Consider the following 17,111-nt stretch of genomic DNA (forward strand, 5'->3'; position numbering starts at 1 on the left):
ATCTTTTCTCCTTAAATTTTAGTCTTTAACATTTACTGTGTCACCAAATAACTCTTTGGCTTTATCCACTATCTGCTTATCTGACTCAGCCTGTTCTGATTCTGAATCTTTTTGCTTTTGCTTATCAAGTAATTCTTTACCATGTTTCTGTATAAATTCTTTACGTACTGTGGCCCAATCTTCATCAGGTACTAGCACTATTTCATAACTATGCTTAGTAAATTTAGCAATTTCTTCAGTCAAAATATCTAATAAATTGCCATCTTCACTAGCTTTTTCAAACCAAAGGGTGTATTTACATTTCATTACTACTTGATTCGCACTAGCAGCAACCGGCTCAAGTACATCTAACAAAGCTCTTTGCGAAACACCCAAAACAGATTGCAAATCGGGCCAAACATTTTTGATAGCAGTGAGGTCATCCTTCGTGGCATTTTCTAACACATGGTAAACTTGCTTACGATTTTGTTGATTGGCCTTTTTTCTGTTTTTATTTGCTTTTTTAGGTTTTGCGGCAGACTTTATTTTAGAACCTTTGCCATTGTTTTTATCAAATCGGTCGGCTGCAACATTGTCAAGATGAAAAATCTGATCGCTGTTCCTAGTTTGTTTTTTACTTAAACTGGAAACTTTTTTGGTTAAAGCCGTAACTTGCTTCTTTAACGCTGCTATTTCTTCCATCAAATCCGGGTCAGCATTTTGAGAATTGGCAGACCCTGATATAACATTCTTAGAGTCTACCGTACTAGCCTTTTTCCCAGCACATTCAACTACAAATACTTCTAGCGGAATTTGCTGCTGATTAGTATAACGTAAATCATTTAATGCGGTATTAGCCGCAGAAATCAATTGAAAATAGCGTTCAGGAGCAACTTCTTTAATCTGATCAACAAAGTCGTCGCTTAGAAAGAAATTTTGGCTACTGTCATTGGTTTTAATAACCATTAAGGCATTAGTCGCCATTTCAATAAGTTCATCTAAAATATTTTTCGTACTAGCACCATTAGCAAGTTCGGTTTGTGCTAAAGATAATGCTTTAGTTGCATCCTCATTCAATATTGCTAATAAAATCTGTTCAATTTTTTCTTTAGCGGCAAATCCAGTTATTTCAAGAGCCGAATCATACTCAACTTTGTTTTTGTCAAAACTCAACAGTTGGTCTAAGATACTCAAAGCATCCCGCATACCACCATCAGCTACCTGAGCAATCACAGCCAAAGCCTTATCTTCATAACTGATCTTTTCTTGCTCCAGTATATACTTCATTCGCTTTTCTAGGTCAGCTTGAGAGATACGCTTGAAATTGTATCGCTGAGTTCTTGATATTATTGTTGCCGGCACTTTTTGCAGTTCGGTAGTAGCTAAGATGAAAACAACATGCTCTGGCGGTTCTTCTAATGTTTTAAGCAAAGCATTGAATGCACCCATTGACAACATATGGACTTCATCAATGATATATACTTTGTATTTACCTTGAGTTGGTGCGTATTTTACTTTATCTCTGATGTCGCGTATTTCATCAACACCATTATTGGAAGCCGCATCAATCTCCATAATATCCGCCATTGCACCTTTATCGGCTGCCAGGCAATTAGCACATTTATTACATGGTTCACCGCTTTGCAGGTTGGTACAATTCAAAGCTTTAGCAAAGATCTTGGCACAGGAAGTTTTCCCAGTACCACGAGGCCCAGCAAATAAAAAGGCATGGGAGATTGTACCGCGCTTAATTGCATTTTTCAAAGTATCCGTAATATCATTTTGACCAATCACACTAGCAAAAGTGCGCGGTCTCCATTTGCGGTATAACGCTTGATAAGCCATTGATCAGTCTTCCCTAGTAAAAAACTCTTAACTCTTGCGAAAGAGTTAAGAGTTTGTAATTATCTAATAAAAGGCACATGCCCGAGCAACCTTAGTGCTGCTACCTTCCGGTCCTGACACGCTTTGGAGGTCAAACATTGCCCATAAGATATATTACCTTATTTTACAGTATTTTTCCACTAATTTGCGAAATTTTTACCAGAGTCTTTTGCTGCTTTCTGCTTTTGTCTGATCTCTTTGAAAAAGCTTTTCAGCATTTGACTGGCTTCTTCACGATATAGTCCACGAATTACATGGGGATGGTGGTTAAATTTAGCTATTTCAAAAAGGTTAACCACGCTACCAGCTGCACCAGCTTTAGGATCAAGTGCCCCAAAAAAGACATTTTTAATGCGGGAATTAATAATTGCACCCGCACACATTGGACAAGGTTCTAAGGTGACAAAAAGACTGCAGTCAATTAAACGCCAGGTACCGAACTTTGAGCAAGCTTGCCTGATTGCAATCATTTCGGCATGTTGCGTCGCGTCTTGGTCTAATTCTCGCCGGTTAAACCCTTCTCCAATAACTTGCCCATCTGGCGCAATTATTACGGCGCCAATTGGAACTTCCCCCAAGCTTTGCGCTTTTTCGGCCTGTTTAAAAGCTAGTTGCATAAAATTCTTTTTGTCAGCGCTTGAAAATGGCATTACCTATTCACCGCCTGCAATACATAGTAACCTTTATCTCTTTTTAATATCACACAGTTGCCAAAAGTTTTAATTAGCAATTTGCGCGCACTGGGTTCTCCCTGCTTCTTCTGAATTACGGCTAACAAAACGCCATTTTGGATAAGGTGGCTCTTGGCACCACTTAAGATATTAGAAACGACGCTCTTTCCGGCTCGAATAGGCGGATTAGTCACAATTAAACCAAATTTTGGTTCGTCAGAAACATTTTCGTAAACATCTGACTTATAAATATTGACATTTTTTATTCCATTAACTGCAGCGTTTTCTTTCGCCAGAACCAGTCCTCGCTCGTTAATATCAACCATATCTACAATTTGATCGGGCCAAAATTTGGCTGCAAACAGTCCAATAGGACCATAACCAGTTCCGACATCCAGAATATTATTTTGAGGGAAATCAATGTTTGCCATTTCTTTAATTAAGACACCTGAACCGTAATCTACGCGCGTTTTGGAAAAAACTCCTGCATCAGTGGTAAATTTAAGATCAATCCCATTAACTTGATAGTCAATGACATGTTCATTATGCGCGGAAGTTGGATTTTCAGTGAAATACATTTGATTTTCTTTATCAGTCATAATTTGCTCATTTCTTAAAACCTTATCTAATTAATTTTAGCGGACAATAGTATTTTTGCAAACAAAATAAAAATCTAACTATGTTAGAAACCTATTTCAAAACATAATTAGATTTATTATTTTTATAATTAAAACTTTTATTTAAGTTTAGTAATTAATAAATTACACCAACTGAAGAATATATCTGCTCGCTTTCATTTTCTGCTATTGCACCCAGACCAATTGTTTTGGCACTCGGATCGAGTAAAATGTCACGGTGACCCCAATTAGATTCAGCATCATTATAGATATATTCGTAAATCATATTGTCAGCAACTAGCGCACTGCTTGCGTTTTTCGTAGCATCATGCAAACTATTGTCTGAGTGGTTCACGTCTACACCCCAAGGAAACATTGCTAAGCATTCTGCTGTACTGTGACGCTTGACTCCTGCTTTATTAAAGAAATCATTCAAAATGAAATTGCCAGCAGCATCTACGTGTGCAAAATTATCAAGCAATAATTTTGTTCTATTTTGAACTACTTCATCAAGATTAGCATCTTCACTAACAGCATTAAGTCCACGTTGAGCTCTTTCTTCATTCAATTTTTTTAAAAATTCTTGTCTAAATTCACTTAGAGAAAAACTTTCAATTTTTGCATTCTTTTTAGCAGTCTGAGTTGTACCTGTATTGGTCGAATTTGGTGGTGTTACTTTATCTTGGGTAGCGGAAGGGTTTGTCGGATTTGCCGGCAACTTTTGTGGTTTTTTAGCTTTCGCTTTTAAAGTAGTAACATCTTTGGCCAAAATCAGCCTATTTTTAGTCACAAAATAAAACTTCTTACCTCTTATTTTCGTGGCTTTTTTAATAACAGTTAATTTCCTGCCTTTTTTCAAAACTTTTTTCTTTAATTTGCGGCCCTTATTGTTATATAAATTTGCTTTTCTTTTGACCTTCACCCTTTTTACTGCAGGTGCTTTCAAGACAATACTGCCCGATACTGACTTAGCTTCAGTAACTCTTGAGTCAACAAATAACCCACTTGCAATACTTGTGATTGCTATTGCTGCAGCCACAAGTTTATGATAATTAATCTTTTTCATTTACTTCTCCTTTTGTTTATTAGTGCCTTTTAGAAAAAACTGACTTTGAAATAATTACACCACTGTGAAATAGCTTTAGCTCCAAAATAGCTGTTAACTACCTTTTAAAAATTTCTTTTTACAGTTTTTTATTTGGGTACATTATTAATTTAATAATAGCACTACCAACTTTATAAATAAATAACTATCTTTTTTATTATCCTATAAGATGATATTTGTAGTTATAATACTTAAAAGTATAGTAATAAGTAATATAAAAAGGACGTACCTGCTTATCGCAAATACGTCCTTTATTAGCTTGGCTAGCTAGACTACAATTATTTAACTGTAACTGTAGCGCCAACTTCTTCAAGCTTAGATTTAATGTCATTAGCTTCGTCTTCAGAAACGCCTTCCTTAACGTTCTTAGGAGCGCCATCAACAAGATCTTTTGAGTCCTTAAGACCAAGTCCAGTAATATCACGGACAGCCTTAATAACCTTAACCTTTTCTTGGCCAGCTTCTGTCAATTCAACATCAAATGATGTCTTAGCAGCAGCTTCGCCACCAGCAGCACCTGCAGCAGCAACTGGAGCAGCAGCAGAAACACCAAATTCATCTTCAATAGCCTTTACTAGGTCATTTAATTCAAGAATTGAAGCACCTTTTAAGTCTTCAATAATCTTATCAGTATCTAAAGCCATACTTATTTTATCCTCCAAAATTTTTAGATATAAATTACATTATTTATTCTGCAGATTCATCTTTTGAATCAGCAACAGCTTTAACAGCATATGCGAAATTGCGTACTGGAGCTTGTAATACAGAAACAAGCATTGACAGTAAACCTTCGCGTCCAGGAATGGCAGCAAGTTCTTTGATTTCTTCTTTAGAAGTCAATTTGCCTTCTAGCATACCACCCTTAATGTCGATAACATCATAATTATCTTCGTACTTAGAAACAATACGTGCTGGTTCAGTAATATCTTCAGCATTATCAGTATAAATTACAGCAGTAGGACCAACAAAAGTCTCTTCAAGGCCTTCAATACCAGCCTTAGCAGCAGCACGTCTTAAGTAAGTATTCTTAACAACCTTCATGTTAACGTCGTTTTCACGAAGTTCCTTACGCATGTTAGTAACTTCTTCAACAGTTAAGCCAAGGTAATCAATTACCAAGATTGCTTTTGCAGCTTTAAGTTCTTCAGCAAACGCGTCAACGAACTTCTCTTTTTCAGCAATAGCAGCTTTACTCACTCGATTTCACCTCCATCAAATTAATAATAAATTCCATCAGGCCCAAATAAAAACTCCATGCCAAGAAAGACATGGAGCTTCAAACTCTTCATTATCTTCTGGCCTCGGCGGGAAATTAAGGCATCATGCCACCCGAGTCTTAGGTAGAATTTACTTTATTAAATATAACAGGATTATATTCTAAATGCAAGTTAATTATTTTTCTTTCGGATCAGGCTTAATTAATTCGAATAATTCACCCGAAGTCTTGTAAATTACCCAACTCGCCAAATTAACAATGTGATCGCTAATTCTTTCGAGTAATCTAATAATGACAAAATAACTAGCAGAAGCCACTGCAGCATCAGGTTCTTGTTCAACTCCGTCTATAATCATTTGTCTGGCGTTTTTATAATCCTTATAAACTTTGGCATGACCAAGTACCATTTGTCTGGCATCCTTTTCATTTTCTTGAACATAAGCCGTTAATACTTGTACCAGCATTTCACGCACCTGATGTGTCATGTTGGAAATCACTTTTTCAACATCTGGCAGACGTGGATTACCTTTAACTCTGACAGTTTCAATAGCAATGCTATTAGCATTTTCTCCTATTCTTTCTAAGTCTGTTGTAGCTTTTAAAATACTAATAACAACTCGGAAGTCAGTCGCAACCGGCTGCTGTAAAGCCATTAATTCCAAAGCCTTTTTTTCTATTTTAACGGCCTCTTTAGCAACTTCCTTATCTTCAGCAATCATTTGTTGCGCTGCTTTTTTATCATGTTCGACGAAAGAACGCGTACCTCTATCGATCAGGTCGTTAACTAAAACTCCCATCTCCATAAACCGAGCATTCAATTTCTTCAATTCGTCTAAAAATATTTCGTGCATAATCCACCTCCAAATTTAGCCAAAACGGCCATTAAGATAATTGTTTGTCATTTCTTTCTTAGGTGACAAGAACATTTCCTGTGTCGAACCAGATTCGATCAACTCACCATTCATTAGAAAAGCTACTTGGTCTGAAACCCGACTCGCTTGTTGCAAGTTGTGTGTCACCATGATGAAAGTATATTTTTGCTTTAATGCCATTAACGTTTCTTCAATTTCAGAACTTGATATTGGGTCTAAAGCAGAAGTTGGTTCATCAAGCAAAACCACTTCCGGCCTAATTGCCAGCGCCCGGGCTATGCAGATACGTTGTTGTTGTCCTCCTGAAAAAGCAAGGGCATTGCGCTGCAGGCTATCTTTTGTTTCGTTCCAAATTGCAGCTTGCTTTAAACTTTCTTCAACTCTCTGCTCAATCAGTTCCTTATCTTTGACCCCAGCTATACGCAAGCCGTAAGCGACGTTATCAAAAACTGAAAACGGAAACGGTGTTGGTTGCTGGAATACCATACCCACTTTCTTACGTAAAGCAACTAAGTCGATATGAGAATGATAGATATCTTTACCTTCTAACAAAATTTCACCGGTAATTTTAATATCATCAATATCGTCATTCATGCGATTTAGGCAACGCAAGAAGGTTGATTTGCCGCAACCAGAAGGCCCGATCAAGGCGGTCAATTTTTGGGCAGGAAATGCTAAACTAATTCCATGTAAAGCTTCAAAATTGCCGTATTTAAGTTTAACATTTTTTGCCTCCATTACATTTGTCATTAATAACGCCACCTTTATCCAAAACTACCTTGAATGTACTTTTCAGTAATTTCACCTTGAGGATTAGTAAAAATATTGGTTGTAGTATCATATTCTAGCGCATGTCCCAGATGAAAGAATGCTGTATACTCACTAATTCTTGAAGCCTGCTGCATATTGTGAGTTACCATAACCATGGTATATTTTTTGCGCAGTTGCTTCAGCGTATCTTCAAGCTTGGCAGTAGACACCGGATCCAAGGCACTGGCCGGTTCATCTAGAAGTAAAATTTCTGGTTTTAAAGCAATGGCTCGAGCAATACACAGTCTTTGTTGCTGACCCCCAGAAAGAGCTAGAGCACTCTGATCGAGCTTATCTTTGACTTCATCCCACAAAGCTGCAGCTCTAAGACTTTCCTCAACTATCTGATCTAGTTTCTTTTTGTTCTGTTGACCGTTAGCTTTCAAAGCGTAAGTGATGTTTTCTCTAATCGATTTAGGAAAAGGATTTGGTTTTTGAAAAACCATACCGATTGCTTTACGCAATTCATAGACATTAATTTTACTTTGGTTAACATCAAGATTATGAAACATAATGCTGCCATCAACCCGGGCTACCCGATCATTCATACGATTAAGTGAGCGCAAGAAAGTTGATTTTCCTGATCCAGAAGCTCCAATTAAAGCAGTAATTGTATTTTTCTTAAAGCCCAAGCTGACATCAAACAACTTCTGGACAGTACCACCATAGAAAACACTCAAATTTTTCGTTGATATTGCACACTCATCCTCAGCAAAGGTCTTAATGTAGCTTTTTTGATTTTGCCAATTTTCCATAAGAACCCTCCTACTTTATCTTGGCAGCGGTTAACCGTTTATAGATCCAGTTGCCAAGTGCACGCGCACCAAAGTTAAAGATGATAACCACAATTACTAACAGCGCTGAAGTCGCAGCAGACACCACGTTAACATCAGGAATAATACCTTCAGTATTTACTTTCCAAATGTGTACAGCTAATGTCTCAGCGGGACGCATAATATTTAAAAAACTAGTAGGACTAAACATATTCCAGTTTGAATAATCTACGGTAGAGCCGCTCTGCCCGGCTGTGTAAATTAAAGCAGCAGCTTCGCCAAAGACTCTTCCGGCGCTTAAAATCACGCCAGTAATTATTCCAGGAAGAGCAGCTGGTAAAACAATACCGTGAATAGTTTTCCAATTTGACAGCCCCAAAGCCCAGCCGGCTTCTCTTTGCGTCTGAGGAACACCTTTAATTGCTTCTTCGATATTACTGGTCAAAGTAGGTAAATTAAAAAAGGTTAGTGCTAAAGCACCAGCAAGGATGGAAAAGCCCAAGCCAAACTGAACTACAAACAGAAGATAGCCAAAAAGACCGACAACAATTGATGGTAATGAACTCAAAATTTCGATAGTAGTTCTAATCAATTGCGTAAACCAGTTGTCTGGGGCGTATTCAGCTAAATAAATAGCAGCTCCCAGAGCGATTGGCAGGGAAATAATCAAAGTTAAAAGTAAAAGGTAGAGAGAATTAAACAGTTGGTCTCTAATTCCGCCGCCTGCTTCAAAGGATGAGGAAGCTGAACTTAAGAAATGCCAAGATAAGTGTGGGATTCCGGAAACCAAAATATTACCTAAAATTCCCACCAAAAGCAATATAACAATTCCCACTAAAAAGTAAATTACGCCAGTAGCAATTCGATTTGTTTTTTTTGCATTCATAATACTACTAACTCTTCTTTCCAATTAAATGTACTAAGAAATTGAACACCAATGACATAATTAACAGTAAAAGTGCCAATGACCATAACGCATTATTAGGTAAAGTCCCCATAACAGTATTACCCATTTGACTAGTCAATTGACTTGTTAAAGTAGCTGCCGGACTTACCAAGTTATAAGGCATTAGAACCGCATTTCCGATTGCCATTTGAACAGCCAGGGCCTCCCCAAAAGCACGAGCCATACCAAAGATAATAGCTGTCATAATACGGGAACGCGCAGCCCTTAAAACAACGTGATATATAGTCTGCCATTTTGTCGCGCCCAATGCAGAGGAAGATTTACGCAAATCCTTAGGAATCGCTTTAAACGCATCAACAGTTAGAGAAGTAATTGTCGGCAAAACCATTACAAAAAGTATTAATGTTGCTGTTAAAATACCAAAACCTGTTCCGCCAAAAATTGTTCTGACAGCCGGAACCACTACCATTAAACCAATAAAGCCGTATACTACGGATGGTATTCCTACTAATAACTCCATTACCGATTGCAATAGTTGCACCCTTTTGCCTGATTCATATTCAGTCATAAATAGTGCTACGGCAATGGAAAAAGGTGTCGCAATTAGCGCTGCAAGTAGAGTTACTGCAAACGAAGTTACAATCATTGCTGCTGCCCCAACGTGGTTCTTACCAGCACCGGGATTCCAGTCAGTAGAAAAAAGAAAATGAAAGATATTTACCTTATTATCAATGAAAGTGGCCAAGCCATGCATCCCAACAAAGCCAATAATTGCAATAATTAGTATGCCAATTAAGATAATTGCTAAAAATGTTAGTCCTCTGCCCCACCACTCTTGTCGGGTCTCTTTTGATGGCTTGGTCAGACGATCAACATCAATATTTTTAGGATCAATGCCTTTAAACTTAACGTGAGGTACTTTTTGTTCGGCAATTGCATTTTCAACCACTTGCTGTAAGTCTTGTTCTTTTTTTGCCATTTTATTTACCTATCTTTATAACCTTATTTTGACTATTGCGTGTTACTTTCATTTCGTGAACACTTATATAGCCTATTTTGGGAACCAAATCTTTTTGTACTTTTTTACTTAGTACATATTTGATAAAAGCGGCCGTTGCCTTATTGGGCTTGCCTTTTGTATACATATGCTCATAGGACCAAAGCGGCCACTTATTCGTAGGAATATTTTTATTTTCGGGCTGAACATGATTTATACTTATTTTTTGAATATTTTGGTCATTTGCGTAGGGAAAAGAAATATAAGAAATAGTACCAGGTGTTGAATTAACAATCTTTTTAACCGTACCGTTAGAATCTTGCTCTTGAGAATTTACCGCGTCTTTTCCTTTTAAAATCAAATCTTCAAATGTAGATCTTGTACCACTGCCACGTGAACGATTAATCACAATGATTGACTGATTTTTGCCACCTACTTGACGCCAGTTTGTAATTTTGCCGGTAAAAATATCAGAAAGCTGTTTCGGTGATAAATTTTTAACCCCAACGCCTTTATTAGCAATCGGAACAATTCCCACTACAGCGACTGGATAATCTTCCAGTTTTTTGGCATCAATACCTTTTTGTGTTTCCGCATAAACATCTGAAGTACCCACTTCAACAGCTCCGGCTTGCACTTGACTTAAACCGGTACCGGAACCTCCGCCCTGAACCACAATATTGCTGCTCATATGGGCCAGGTGATAATCATTACCTGCTTGTTCTATTAAAGGCTGTAAGGCACTGGAGCCAACTATAGTAATTTTTTCCCGGTTTTGACTGCAGCCAGTTAAAAAAAGGGGTATAAACAAGATTAATGCTAGCAGTACACCCAAATTACTTTTTTTCATAATAATTCCCTCAATTAGACAAATAAATTCAGCTTTAGTTTATCAAAACTTTCACCATAGACCAATCATAAATACTTGCAAAGAGAAAAAAAGCAACTTGCCAAGATAGCAAAGTTGCTTTAGTTAACTATTTTGTTTTAGTCCAAATTTAATGGATCAAGTTTAATTCCAGGGCCAAAGGTTGCAGCCACAGCTACGCTCTTAATGTATTGACCCTTAGCTGCTGATGGACGTGCACGTAAAATAACGTCACGTAAAGCATCAAAGTTTTCAATTAACTGTTCATCAGTAAATGAAACTTTTCCGATAGCAGCATGAATAGCAGCTTGACGGTCAACACGGTATTCAACCTGACCAGCCTTAACATTCTTAACGGCTTTTTCAATATCCATTGTTACAGTACCGGTCTTAGGGTTTGGCATCAAGCCTTTAGGTCCTAAAATACGACCTAAACGACCAACTTTAGCCATCATTGTTGGTGTAGCAACAACAACATCAAAGTCTAAGTAGCCATTTTGTACTTTTTCAACCAGATCGTCAGAACCAACTTCGTCAGCTCCAGCCGCTTTAGCTTGTTCAGCTTGTGGACCATCGGCAAAAACAATCACCTTTTGGGTCTTACCAGTACCGTTAGGCAATACCAGTGAACCACGAATTTGTTGGTCAGCCTGTTTAGGGTCAACGCTTAAGTTGTATGAAACCTCAACTGATGCATCAAAGCCTGCATATGAAGTTTCTTTAACTAATTTAATTGCTTCAGCAACTGAATATAATTTCTTTGAATCTACTTTTTTAGCAGCTTCTAAATATTTTTTACCATGCTTTGGCATGTGATTTCCTCCTTAATATGTGGTCAAGCGAGTTTAAACTCTCCCACCTAAATTGTTATAAATAACAGGATTAGTCTTCGACTTCGATACCCATGCTTCTAGCAGTGCCTTCGATCATCCGCATAGCAGCTTCGACATCAGCAGCGTTAAGGTCCTTCATCTTTGTTTCAGCAATTTCCTTAACTTGATCCTTGGTAACCTTACCAACTTTCTTGGTATTAGGTTCACCAGATGCCTTATCGATCTTAGCAGCTTGTTTCAAAAGAACTGGAGCTGGTGGAGTCTTAGTTACGAAGTCGAATGAACGATCTTCGTAGACTGTGATGACTACAGGAATTATCATGCCTTTTTGGTCAGCAGTTCTAGCATTGAAGTCCTTAGTAAAACCAACAATGTTAATACCTGCTTGACCTAAAGCTGGACCAACTGGTGGAGCGGGTGTTGCAGCACCAGCTGGAATTTGTAATTTAACAACATTTACAACTTTCTTTGCCACGGTCAAAACCTCCTTGATTCCGTGCGTGGTTAAAATGGAAAAGTTACCTACTTTTCCTCCCACAATAATAAAAGTACTTTAATATATTATCATCAATTTAGCAATTTTGCAATAATTGACCTATTTATTAACTAATCTTCTTCACTTGATCATAGTCAAGCTCAGTGGTAGTAGCACGGCCAAACATGTCAACCGAAACAAACAACTTATATTTATCAGGCTGAATTTCAGTAATTTTGCCTTCAACGCCATTAAAAGCGCCATCAATAATAGTAACAGTTTCCCCAACTTCAAAGTCAATTTGTGGTCTTTTAGCCGGTTCACCTTGTTGACGTAAGAGTCTATTTACTTCTTCTTCTAAAAGAGGAGATGGTTTCGAACCACCACCGTGTGAACCCACAAAGCCAGTTACATTTGGCGTATTACGCACGACAAACCAGCTTTCATCCGTCATTACCATCTCCACCAGAACGTAGCCCGGAAAGATTTTTTCTTCTACTTCTTTTTTCTTATTATTTACTTTTTCAATTTTTTCTTGTTCAGGAACCATAACGCGAAAGATATAATCTTGCATTCCCATACTTTGTGCACGTGACAATAGATCTGATTTAACCTTATCTTCATATCCTGAATAAGTGTGAAGCACATACCACTGCTTCTTAGTTGTTTCTACCATTATTAGAAATTCTCCTTTTATTTTTGGCAAACAAAAAAGCCTCCACGTCAGAAGACTTTTATAACTTATTCAATTGTACCACAAACAGAGAAACTGTGCTATTACATAACAATTTGTGTAATATTGGTGAGCAATAAATCAAGCAAACCTAAATATGCTGCAAACAAAATTGAGGAAACAATTACGATTGCTGTGTCATGACGATTTTGTTTAGCAGTTGGCCAAGTAACCAAACGCATTTCTTCAACTACACTTCTAAAAAATTTAACCATAACTTACCTCGTTTCCTTATGTATAGTCATTTTACCGCAATGCTTACAAAACTTTTTCAATTCAAGCCGCTGAGTGCGATTTTTACTTGCGGTGATTGAGTAATTACGAGAGCCGCAAATACTGCAGGCCAAAGATGCTTTTTTCACTGCCATAATCTCACTTCCAAACTATTGTATTTTAGCAAAAATTAATTGCTTAAGCAATTAATTTAATAATTACCTATAAACTTGATTAAGTTCAAATTTTAAAAAATATAATAAAAGCAGTTGCTTCTTCAAGCAGCTGCTTTATAGTGGTCAAACAATAGCGTGACCACTGTGCGTAGAACATTGTATTAGTCGGATTTACTTCTTAAGATTTTCGTTTACGAAGGATTCGATTTTATCGTTAGTATCTTTTAGGAATGGGAGCATAGCTTCCTCAGTCTTAATGGTATCTTTACCATTCTTTTCCATAAAATAATCCCAAAGTGCATCTCTAACTGGAAGATCTGAATCACTCCAGTCAAAAACTTCTTTCATGTGACGATCTAACAATGCAGTCTTCATAACATCTTCTGCCATCTTAACTACCTCCTAAAAATTATTCTACATGTAAAATTATACCGCATTTTCTAAATGTATACTATAAAAATACTAACTAAGCAATGTTTGGCGCATTTTTTGGACAAGGCGCGAACGCGCTCTCGCTAAAGTTAGCTGGCTGATCTTTAAATTGTTGATTACATCTTCTTGATCCTTAATGCCTAATCCCACTAGCAGCGCATTAATTTCCAAATCAGATAATCTTGCGGTTAAAATTGCAATATTTTCACTTAAAGGTATTTCTGGTATAGAGGCAAAAGACTTATTTAGGGGCAAAATATGATTTTTCTTTGCCGTTTCTAAAGAAATTGATTGTTTCAACGCCTGTCTGCGATAAGCATTGTCATACCTAACCAAAGATCGCGCATGGTTAGTAAGCCTGGTCTTATAATAGCTGCTGAATTTTCCTTTATTTAAATCAAAACCAATTGCCGATTCATGACAAATAATCATCGCATCCTGCTCCCAGTCCTGACTATCATAGTAGCGAACATGATATATGTTCTTAATTTTATTAACCAAAGGTTTATAAAGCCGACACAAATTTATTAGCGCCTCATCATCCCCTTCTTTAATTTGCCGAATTAATTCCGCCTCACTTTTAATGGTTTTTTCGGTATCCTTCATTTACTTTCTCCTTTTGGTAAATTTTTCTGAAGAATACAACAACCAAAATATCCTAAAAATCGAACTTAGGTTCAAATTCAGCAACTATTTTTTTGTGTTAACTTAGCCATGACAAAAAGTTAAATTTGTTAAAGCTGCATTAAACTAAAAAGAGTTTTTTAGAATTTTGCAATAAAAAAACACTCTGGTTAAACCAAAGTGTTACGAAATTATGGGAGTGGATTTCTACTATTAAGCATCTGATAAAGCAAAACGCCTGTAGCGACGCTGGCATTAAGTGATTGTACGTGACCGATCATGGGTAAAGTCAACATCTGATCCATCTGCTCTTTGAGAAGTCGTGATATTCCTTTACCCTCATTGCCAATTACCAAAACTGTTTTACCATTACTATTCCATTGACGATAATCTGTGCCTTTCATATCAGTACCAAAAAGCCAGTAGCCCCGCTTTTTAAGCATCTTTGCAGTTTGTACAAGATTATTTACCCGTGCTACTGGCACATAATCAATCGCACCAGTTGAAGTTTTGGCCACCACAGAAGTTAAACCAGTAGCTCTTCTTTTAGGAATGATAATTGCATCAACGCCAGTTGCATCAGCAGTTCTTAAAATAGAGCCTAAATTGTGGGGATCTTCAATTGAATCAAGCATTAATAAAAATGGATCCTCTTTAGTATTAGCAAATTGCTCTAATAATTGTTCCAAATCAGCATATTCGAAACTCGCAACTGTTAAAACTAGTCCTTGATGATTCTCACCCTGAACTAACTTATCCAATTTACTTTTAGGAACAGTTTGTATAATTAAGCCCTTTTGCTTAGCCAGGGCATAAATTTCATTAGCAAAATTTTCCTTTATTCCTTGTTGCAAGAAAATTTTGTTAATGTGATCAGCATCTTGTGTTCTTAAATAATCCAGTCCAGCATGCCGGCCATAGACAAAATCCTTGTCACTTGAAGTCATACTTTTCAATGCCCCCATTCTCAATGGTTTTAATACACCACTCAGTTAATTCTTGAATGCGATTTCTTTTGTTTAAAAGCTCCAAGTAGCCCCAAACTGCCTCAAAACCTGTAGATAATTGGTAAGTGGCTAAACTGGTGTTTTTGGCTTTCGTATAAGTTTTTGAATTTCTTCCGCGATGAAAAGTTGCAATCTCATCTGCTGTAAGCAGATTATCTTCTTGCAGTTTTGTAATTAATGCTGCCTGTGCCTTAGCCGAAACATAATGGGTTGCCCGTCTTTGCAAAGATTGGGGTTTAACAATGCCACATTTGATGAGGTGACGCCTAATAAATATTTCATAAACAGCATCACCAAGATAAGCTAAAGTTTGCCCATTTAAGGTCTCTGGATTAACATCATTTTCTATCATTATTTTAGTTTTACTCACGTAGCCACCTCGTTCCTTGCGGGGTATCTTCAACTGTGATGCCCATTTGCTTTAATTCATCACGCAGCGCATCGCTTTGTGCCCAATCTTTATTTTTACGTGCTTTTTCACGTTTTTTAATTAGTCGCAGAACTTGCTCATCATTATTTTGATTTTCAGTGGTAATTAAGCGCTGTACATCTATTCCAAAAACAGCCAGCCAGCTTGTTAAAAGCTTAGCCGCTTTTTTAAGAGCACCTTTATCAGCATTTTTAGCATTAATATTAGCATTTATTTCTGGTAATAAATCGTAAATGGCAGTTAAAGCATTTTGCACATTAAAGTCATCGTCCATAGCTGTGACAAATTTTTGCTCAGTATCTTTAATTTTAGCGGCTAGAAATTCTGACTCTTCACTAGTTGAATCATCTTTTAGGCGATATTCCAGGTTATTAAATGTATTTTTGAACCGCTGTAAAATAATTTGCGCCTGTTTTAGATTTTCCGCTGAATAGTTAATTTGTCTGCGATATTGAACGCTTGCCATAAAAAAGCGCAATACTTGTGGATCCACTTCTTGCAGTAAATCGTGGACAGTCACGAAATTGTGCAGTGACTTAGACATTTTTTCTGCATCTGCCCCGACTGTCACAAAACCATTGTGCATCCAGTAATGAACAAAGGTTTTTCCTGTTACAGCTTCACTTTGTGCAATTTCATTTTCATGATGGGGAAATTCCAGGTCTTGGCCCCCACCATGAATATCAATGGTTTCTCCCAAATATTTAATAGCCATCACTGAACATTCTATGTGCCAACCAGGCCGACCCATTCCCCAAGGCGATTTCCAAGCTATTTCAGCTGAACTTTTTTGCTTTTTCCATAAGGCAAAATCAATCGGGTCTTTTTTACGCTCTTGTTCTGCAGCATTAATATGCTTAGAAGCCCCTTCTTCAAGTTCGGAAATGTTTTGACTACTAAGTTGACCATAGTGCTTAAATTTCCGGGCATGATAATAGACATCCCCATCTGATTCATAGGCATATCCTTTATCAATTAGTTTTTGGATAAATTTGATAATCGCAGTGATTTCATGCGTAGCACGAGGATTTTTAGTAGCAGGCTCAACATTTAAAGCAGCAATATCTGCTAGGTAAGCTTTAATATATCTTGCAGCCAAATCAGGGACAGTCAGATGTTCAGTTTGAGCTTCAGCAATCATCTTGTCATCTACATCTGTAAAATTGGACACATAGTTAACCTTGAACCCACGAAATTCTAAATAACGTCTGATTGTGTCAAAAGCAATGACGCTTCTGGCATTACCAATATGAATGTAATTATATACCGTTGGTCCACAAACATACATTGTCACTTGTCCTGGGACTATCGGCTTAAATTCTTCCTTTGTATTAGTTAAAGTATTATAAATTTTCACAGCGGCTGACTTGCCTTTCTAAAATCTTATATTCTCATTTTACCAGAAACTCTGGCAAATCCTAACAAGCAAAAGATTTAAGCTTAATGTAGCCAAGTTTCTTTCAAATGTACACTAAAACAGCGTATTACT

Annotated in this window: 22 protein-coding genes, 1 other RNA gene and 1 other annotated feature; all 23 genes read right to left on the reverse strand. The window is 37.2% G+C overall.

Annotated features, from left to right (window positions below; genetic code table 11):
• Positions 1-18: 18 nt before the first annotated feature.
• Positions 19-1,824, reverse strand: a complete 1,806-nt coding sequence (gene dnaX, locus F5ESL0259_RS06065) for a DNA polymerase III subunit gamma/tau (RefSeq protein WP_122037835.1) — start codon at positions 1,822-1,824, stop codon at positions 19-21.
• A gap of 54 nt (positions 1,825-1,878) precedes the next feature.
• Positions 1,879-1,976, reverse strand: an RNA gene (gene ffs / locus F5ESL0259_RS06070) — signal recognition particle sRNA small type.
• 27 nt (positions 1,977-2,003) lie between these two features.
• Positions 2,004-2,513, reverse strand: a complete 510-nt coding sequence (gene tadA / locus F5ESL0259_RS06075; RefSeq protein WP_233558046.1) for a tRNA adenosine(34) deaminase TadA — start codon at positions 2,511-2,513, stop codon at positions 2,004-2,006.
• Positions 2,513-3,133: a class I SAM-dependent methyltransferase gene (locus F5ESL0259_RS06080; protein ID WP_122037836.1), complete on the reverse strand. Its 621-nt coding sequence runs from the start codon at positions 3,131-3,133 to the stop codon at positions 2,513-2,515. Before F5ESL0259_RS06080 ends, tadA begins: the two co-directional genes overlap by 1 nt.
• A 154-nt stretch (positions 3,134-3,287) precedes the next feature.
• A complete protein-coding gene (locus F5ESL0259_RS06085) occupies positions 3,288-4,217 on the reverse strand; it encodes an SLAP domain-containing protein (protein WP_122037837.1) in 930 nt (309 codons plus the stop codon).
• Between the two features lie 317 nt (positions 4,218-4,534).
• The gene (gene rplL, locus F5ESL0259_RS06090) at positions 4,535-4,900 is read right to left on the reverse strand and encodes a 50S ribosomal protein L7/L12 (RefSeq protein WP_046325276.1); all 366 of its coding nucleotides are present in this window, start codon (positions 4,898-4,900) and stop codon (positions 4,535-4,537) included.
• A gap of 43 nt (positions 4,901-4,943) precedes the next feature.
• Positions 4,944-5,453 (reverse strand): 50S ribosomal protein L10, encoded by a 510-nt coding sequence (gene rplJ, locus F5ESL0259_RS06095; RefSeq protein ID WP_046325277.1) that lies wholly within the window; start codon positions 5,451-5,453, stop codon positions 4,944-4,946.
• A gap of 38 nt (positions 5,454-5,491) precedes the next feature.
• Positions 5,492-5,615, reverse strand: a sequence feature (ribosomal protein L10 leader region).
• Positions 5,616-5,648: 33 nt separating this feature from the next.
• Positions 5,649-6,323 (reverse strand): phosphate signaling complex protein PhoU, encoded by a 675-nt coding sequence (gene phoU / locus F5ESL0259_RS06100; protein WP_122037838.1) that lies wholly within the window; start codon positions 6,321-6,323, stop codon positions 5,649-5,651.
• Between the two features lie 15 nt (positions 6,324-6,338).
• On the reverse strand, positions 6,339-7,094 hold the full coding sequence (gene pstB / locus F5ESL0259_RS06105; protein ID WP_046325279.1) for a phosphate ABC transporter ATP-binding protein PstB: 756 nt from the start codon (positions 7,092-7,094) through the stop codon (positions 6,339-6,341).
• A 14-nt stretch (positions 7,095-7,108) separates the two neighbouring features.
• Positions 7,109-7,909 (reverse strand): phosphate ABC transporter ATP-binding protein PstB, encoded by an 801-nt coding sequence (gene pstB, locus F5ESL0259_RS06110; protein WP_046325280.1) that lies wholly within the window; start codon positions 7,907-7,909, stop codon positions 7,109-7,111.
• Positions 7,910-7,919: 10 nt separating this feature from the next.
• Positions 7,920-8,813, reverse strand: a complete 894-nt coding sequence (gene pstA / locus F5ESL0259_RS06115; RefSeq protein ID WP_046325281.1) for a phosphate ABC transporter permease PstA — start codon at positions 8,811-8,813, stop codon at positions 7,920-7,922.
• 7 nt (positions 8,814-8,820) lie between these two features.
• Positions 8,821-9,813 (reverse strand): phosphate ABC transporter permease subunit PstC, encoded by a 993-nt coding sequence (gene pstC / locus F5ESL0259_RS06120; protein WP_046325282.1) that lies wholly within the window; start codon positions 9,811-9,813, stop codon positions 8,821-8,823.
• 1 nt (position 9,814) lies between these two features.
• A complete protein-coding gene (locus F5ESL0259_RS06125) occupies positions 9,815-10,681 on the reverse strand; it encodes a phosphate ABC transporter substrate-binding protein (protein WP_122037839.1) in 867 nt (288 codons plus the stop codon).
• Between the two features lie 137 nt (positions 10,682-10,818).
• Positions 10,819-11,511, reverse strand: coding sequence for a 50S ribosomal protein L1 (rplA, locus tag F5ESL0259_RS06130; protein WP_038523574.1), 693 nt, complete (start codon positions 11,509-11,511; stop codon positions 10,819-10,821).
• Between the two features lie 70 nt (positions 11,512-11,581).
• Entirely contained in the window at positions 11,582-12,007 is a 426-nt protein-coding gene (rplK, locus tag F5ESL0259_RS06135) for a 50S ribosomal protein L11 (protein WP_046325284.1), read from the reverse strand.
• 127 nt (positions 12,008-12,134) lie between these two features.
• The gene (gene nusG, locus F5ESL0259_RS06140; RefSeq protein ID WP_038523578.1) at positions 12,135-12,683 is read right to left on the reverse strand and encodes a transcription termination/antitermination protein NusG; all 549 of its coding nucleotides are present in this window, start codon (positions 12,681-12,683) and stop codon (positions 12,135-12,137) included.
• 101 nt (positions 12,684-12,784) lie between these two features.
• Positions 12,785-12,955, reverse strand: a complete 171-nt coding sequence (secE, locus tag F5ESL0259_RS06145) for a preprotein translocase subunit SecE (protein ID WP_122037840.1) — start codon at positions 12,953-12,955, stop codon at positions 12,785-12,787.
• Positions 12,956-12,958: 3 nt separating this feature from the next.
• Complete coding sequence (gene rpmG / locus F5ESL0259_RS06150) at positions 12,959-13,108, reverse strand: 50S ribosomal protein L33 (RefSeq protein ID WP_110446375.1); 150 nt, start codon at positions 13,106-13,108, stop codon at positions 12,959-12,961.
• 192 nt (positions 13,109-13,300) lie between these two features.
• Positions 13,301-13,519 (reverse strand): hypothetical protein, encoded by a 219-nt coding sequence (locus F5ESL0259_RS06155; RefSeq protein WP_122037841.1) that lies wholly within the window; start codon positions 13,517-13,519, stop codon positions 13,301-13,303.
• A gap of 72 nt (positions 13,520-13,591) precedes the next feature.
• Positions 13,592-14,167, reverse strand: a complete 576-nt coding sequence (locus F5ESL0259_RS06160) for a sigma-70 family RNA polymerase sigma factor (protein WP_122037842.1) — start codon at positions 14,165-14,167, stop codon at positions 13,592-13,594.
• 209 nt (positions 14,168-14,376) lie between these two features.
• The gene (gene rlmB, locus F5ESL0259_RS06165; protein ID WP_122037843.1) at positions 14,377-15,132 is read right to left on the reverse strand and encodes a 23S rRNA (guanosine(2251)-2'-O)-methyltransferase RlmB; all 756 of its coding nucleotides are present in this window, start codon (positions 15,130-15,132) and stop codon (positions 14,377-14,379) included.
• On the reverse strand, positions 15,119-15,562 hold the full coding sequence (locus F5ESL0259_RS06170) for a Mini-ribonuclease 3 (RefSeq protein WP_122037844.1): 444 nt from the start codon (positions 15,560-15,562) through the stop codon (positions 15,119-15,121). Before F5ESL0259_RS06170 ends, rlmB begins: the two co-directional genes overlap by 14 nt.
• On the reverse strand, positions 15,555-16,979 hold the full coding sequence (gene cysS, locus F5ESL0259_RS06175) for a cysteine--tRNA ligase (RefSeq protein ID WP_122037845.1): 1,425 nt from the start codon (positions 16,977-16,979) through the stop codon (positions 15,555-15,557). The genes F5ESL0259_RS06170 and cysS overlap by 8 nt, the downstream gene beginning before the upstream one ends.
• Positions 16,980-17,111 lie beyond the last annotated feature (132 nt).

The sequence above is a fragment of the Lactobacillus sp. ESL0259 genome (assembly GCF_003693045.1).
Lineage (GTDB): Bacteria > Bacillota > Bacilli > Lactobacillales > Lactobacillaceae > Lactobacillus > Lactobacillus melliventris.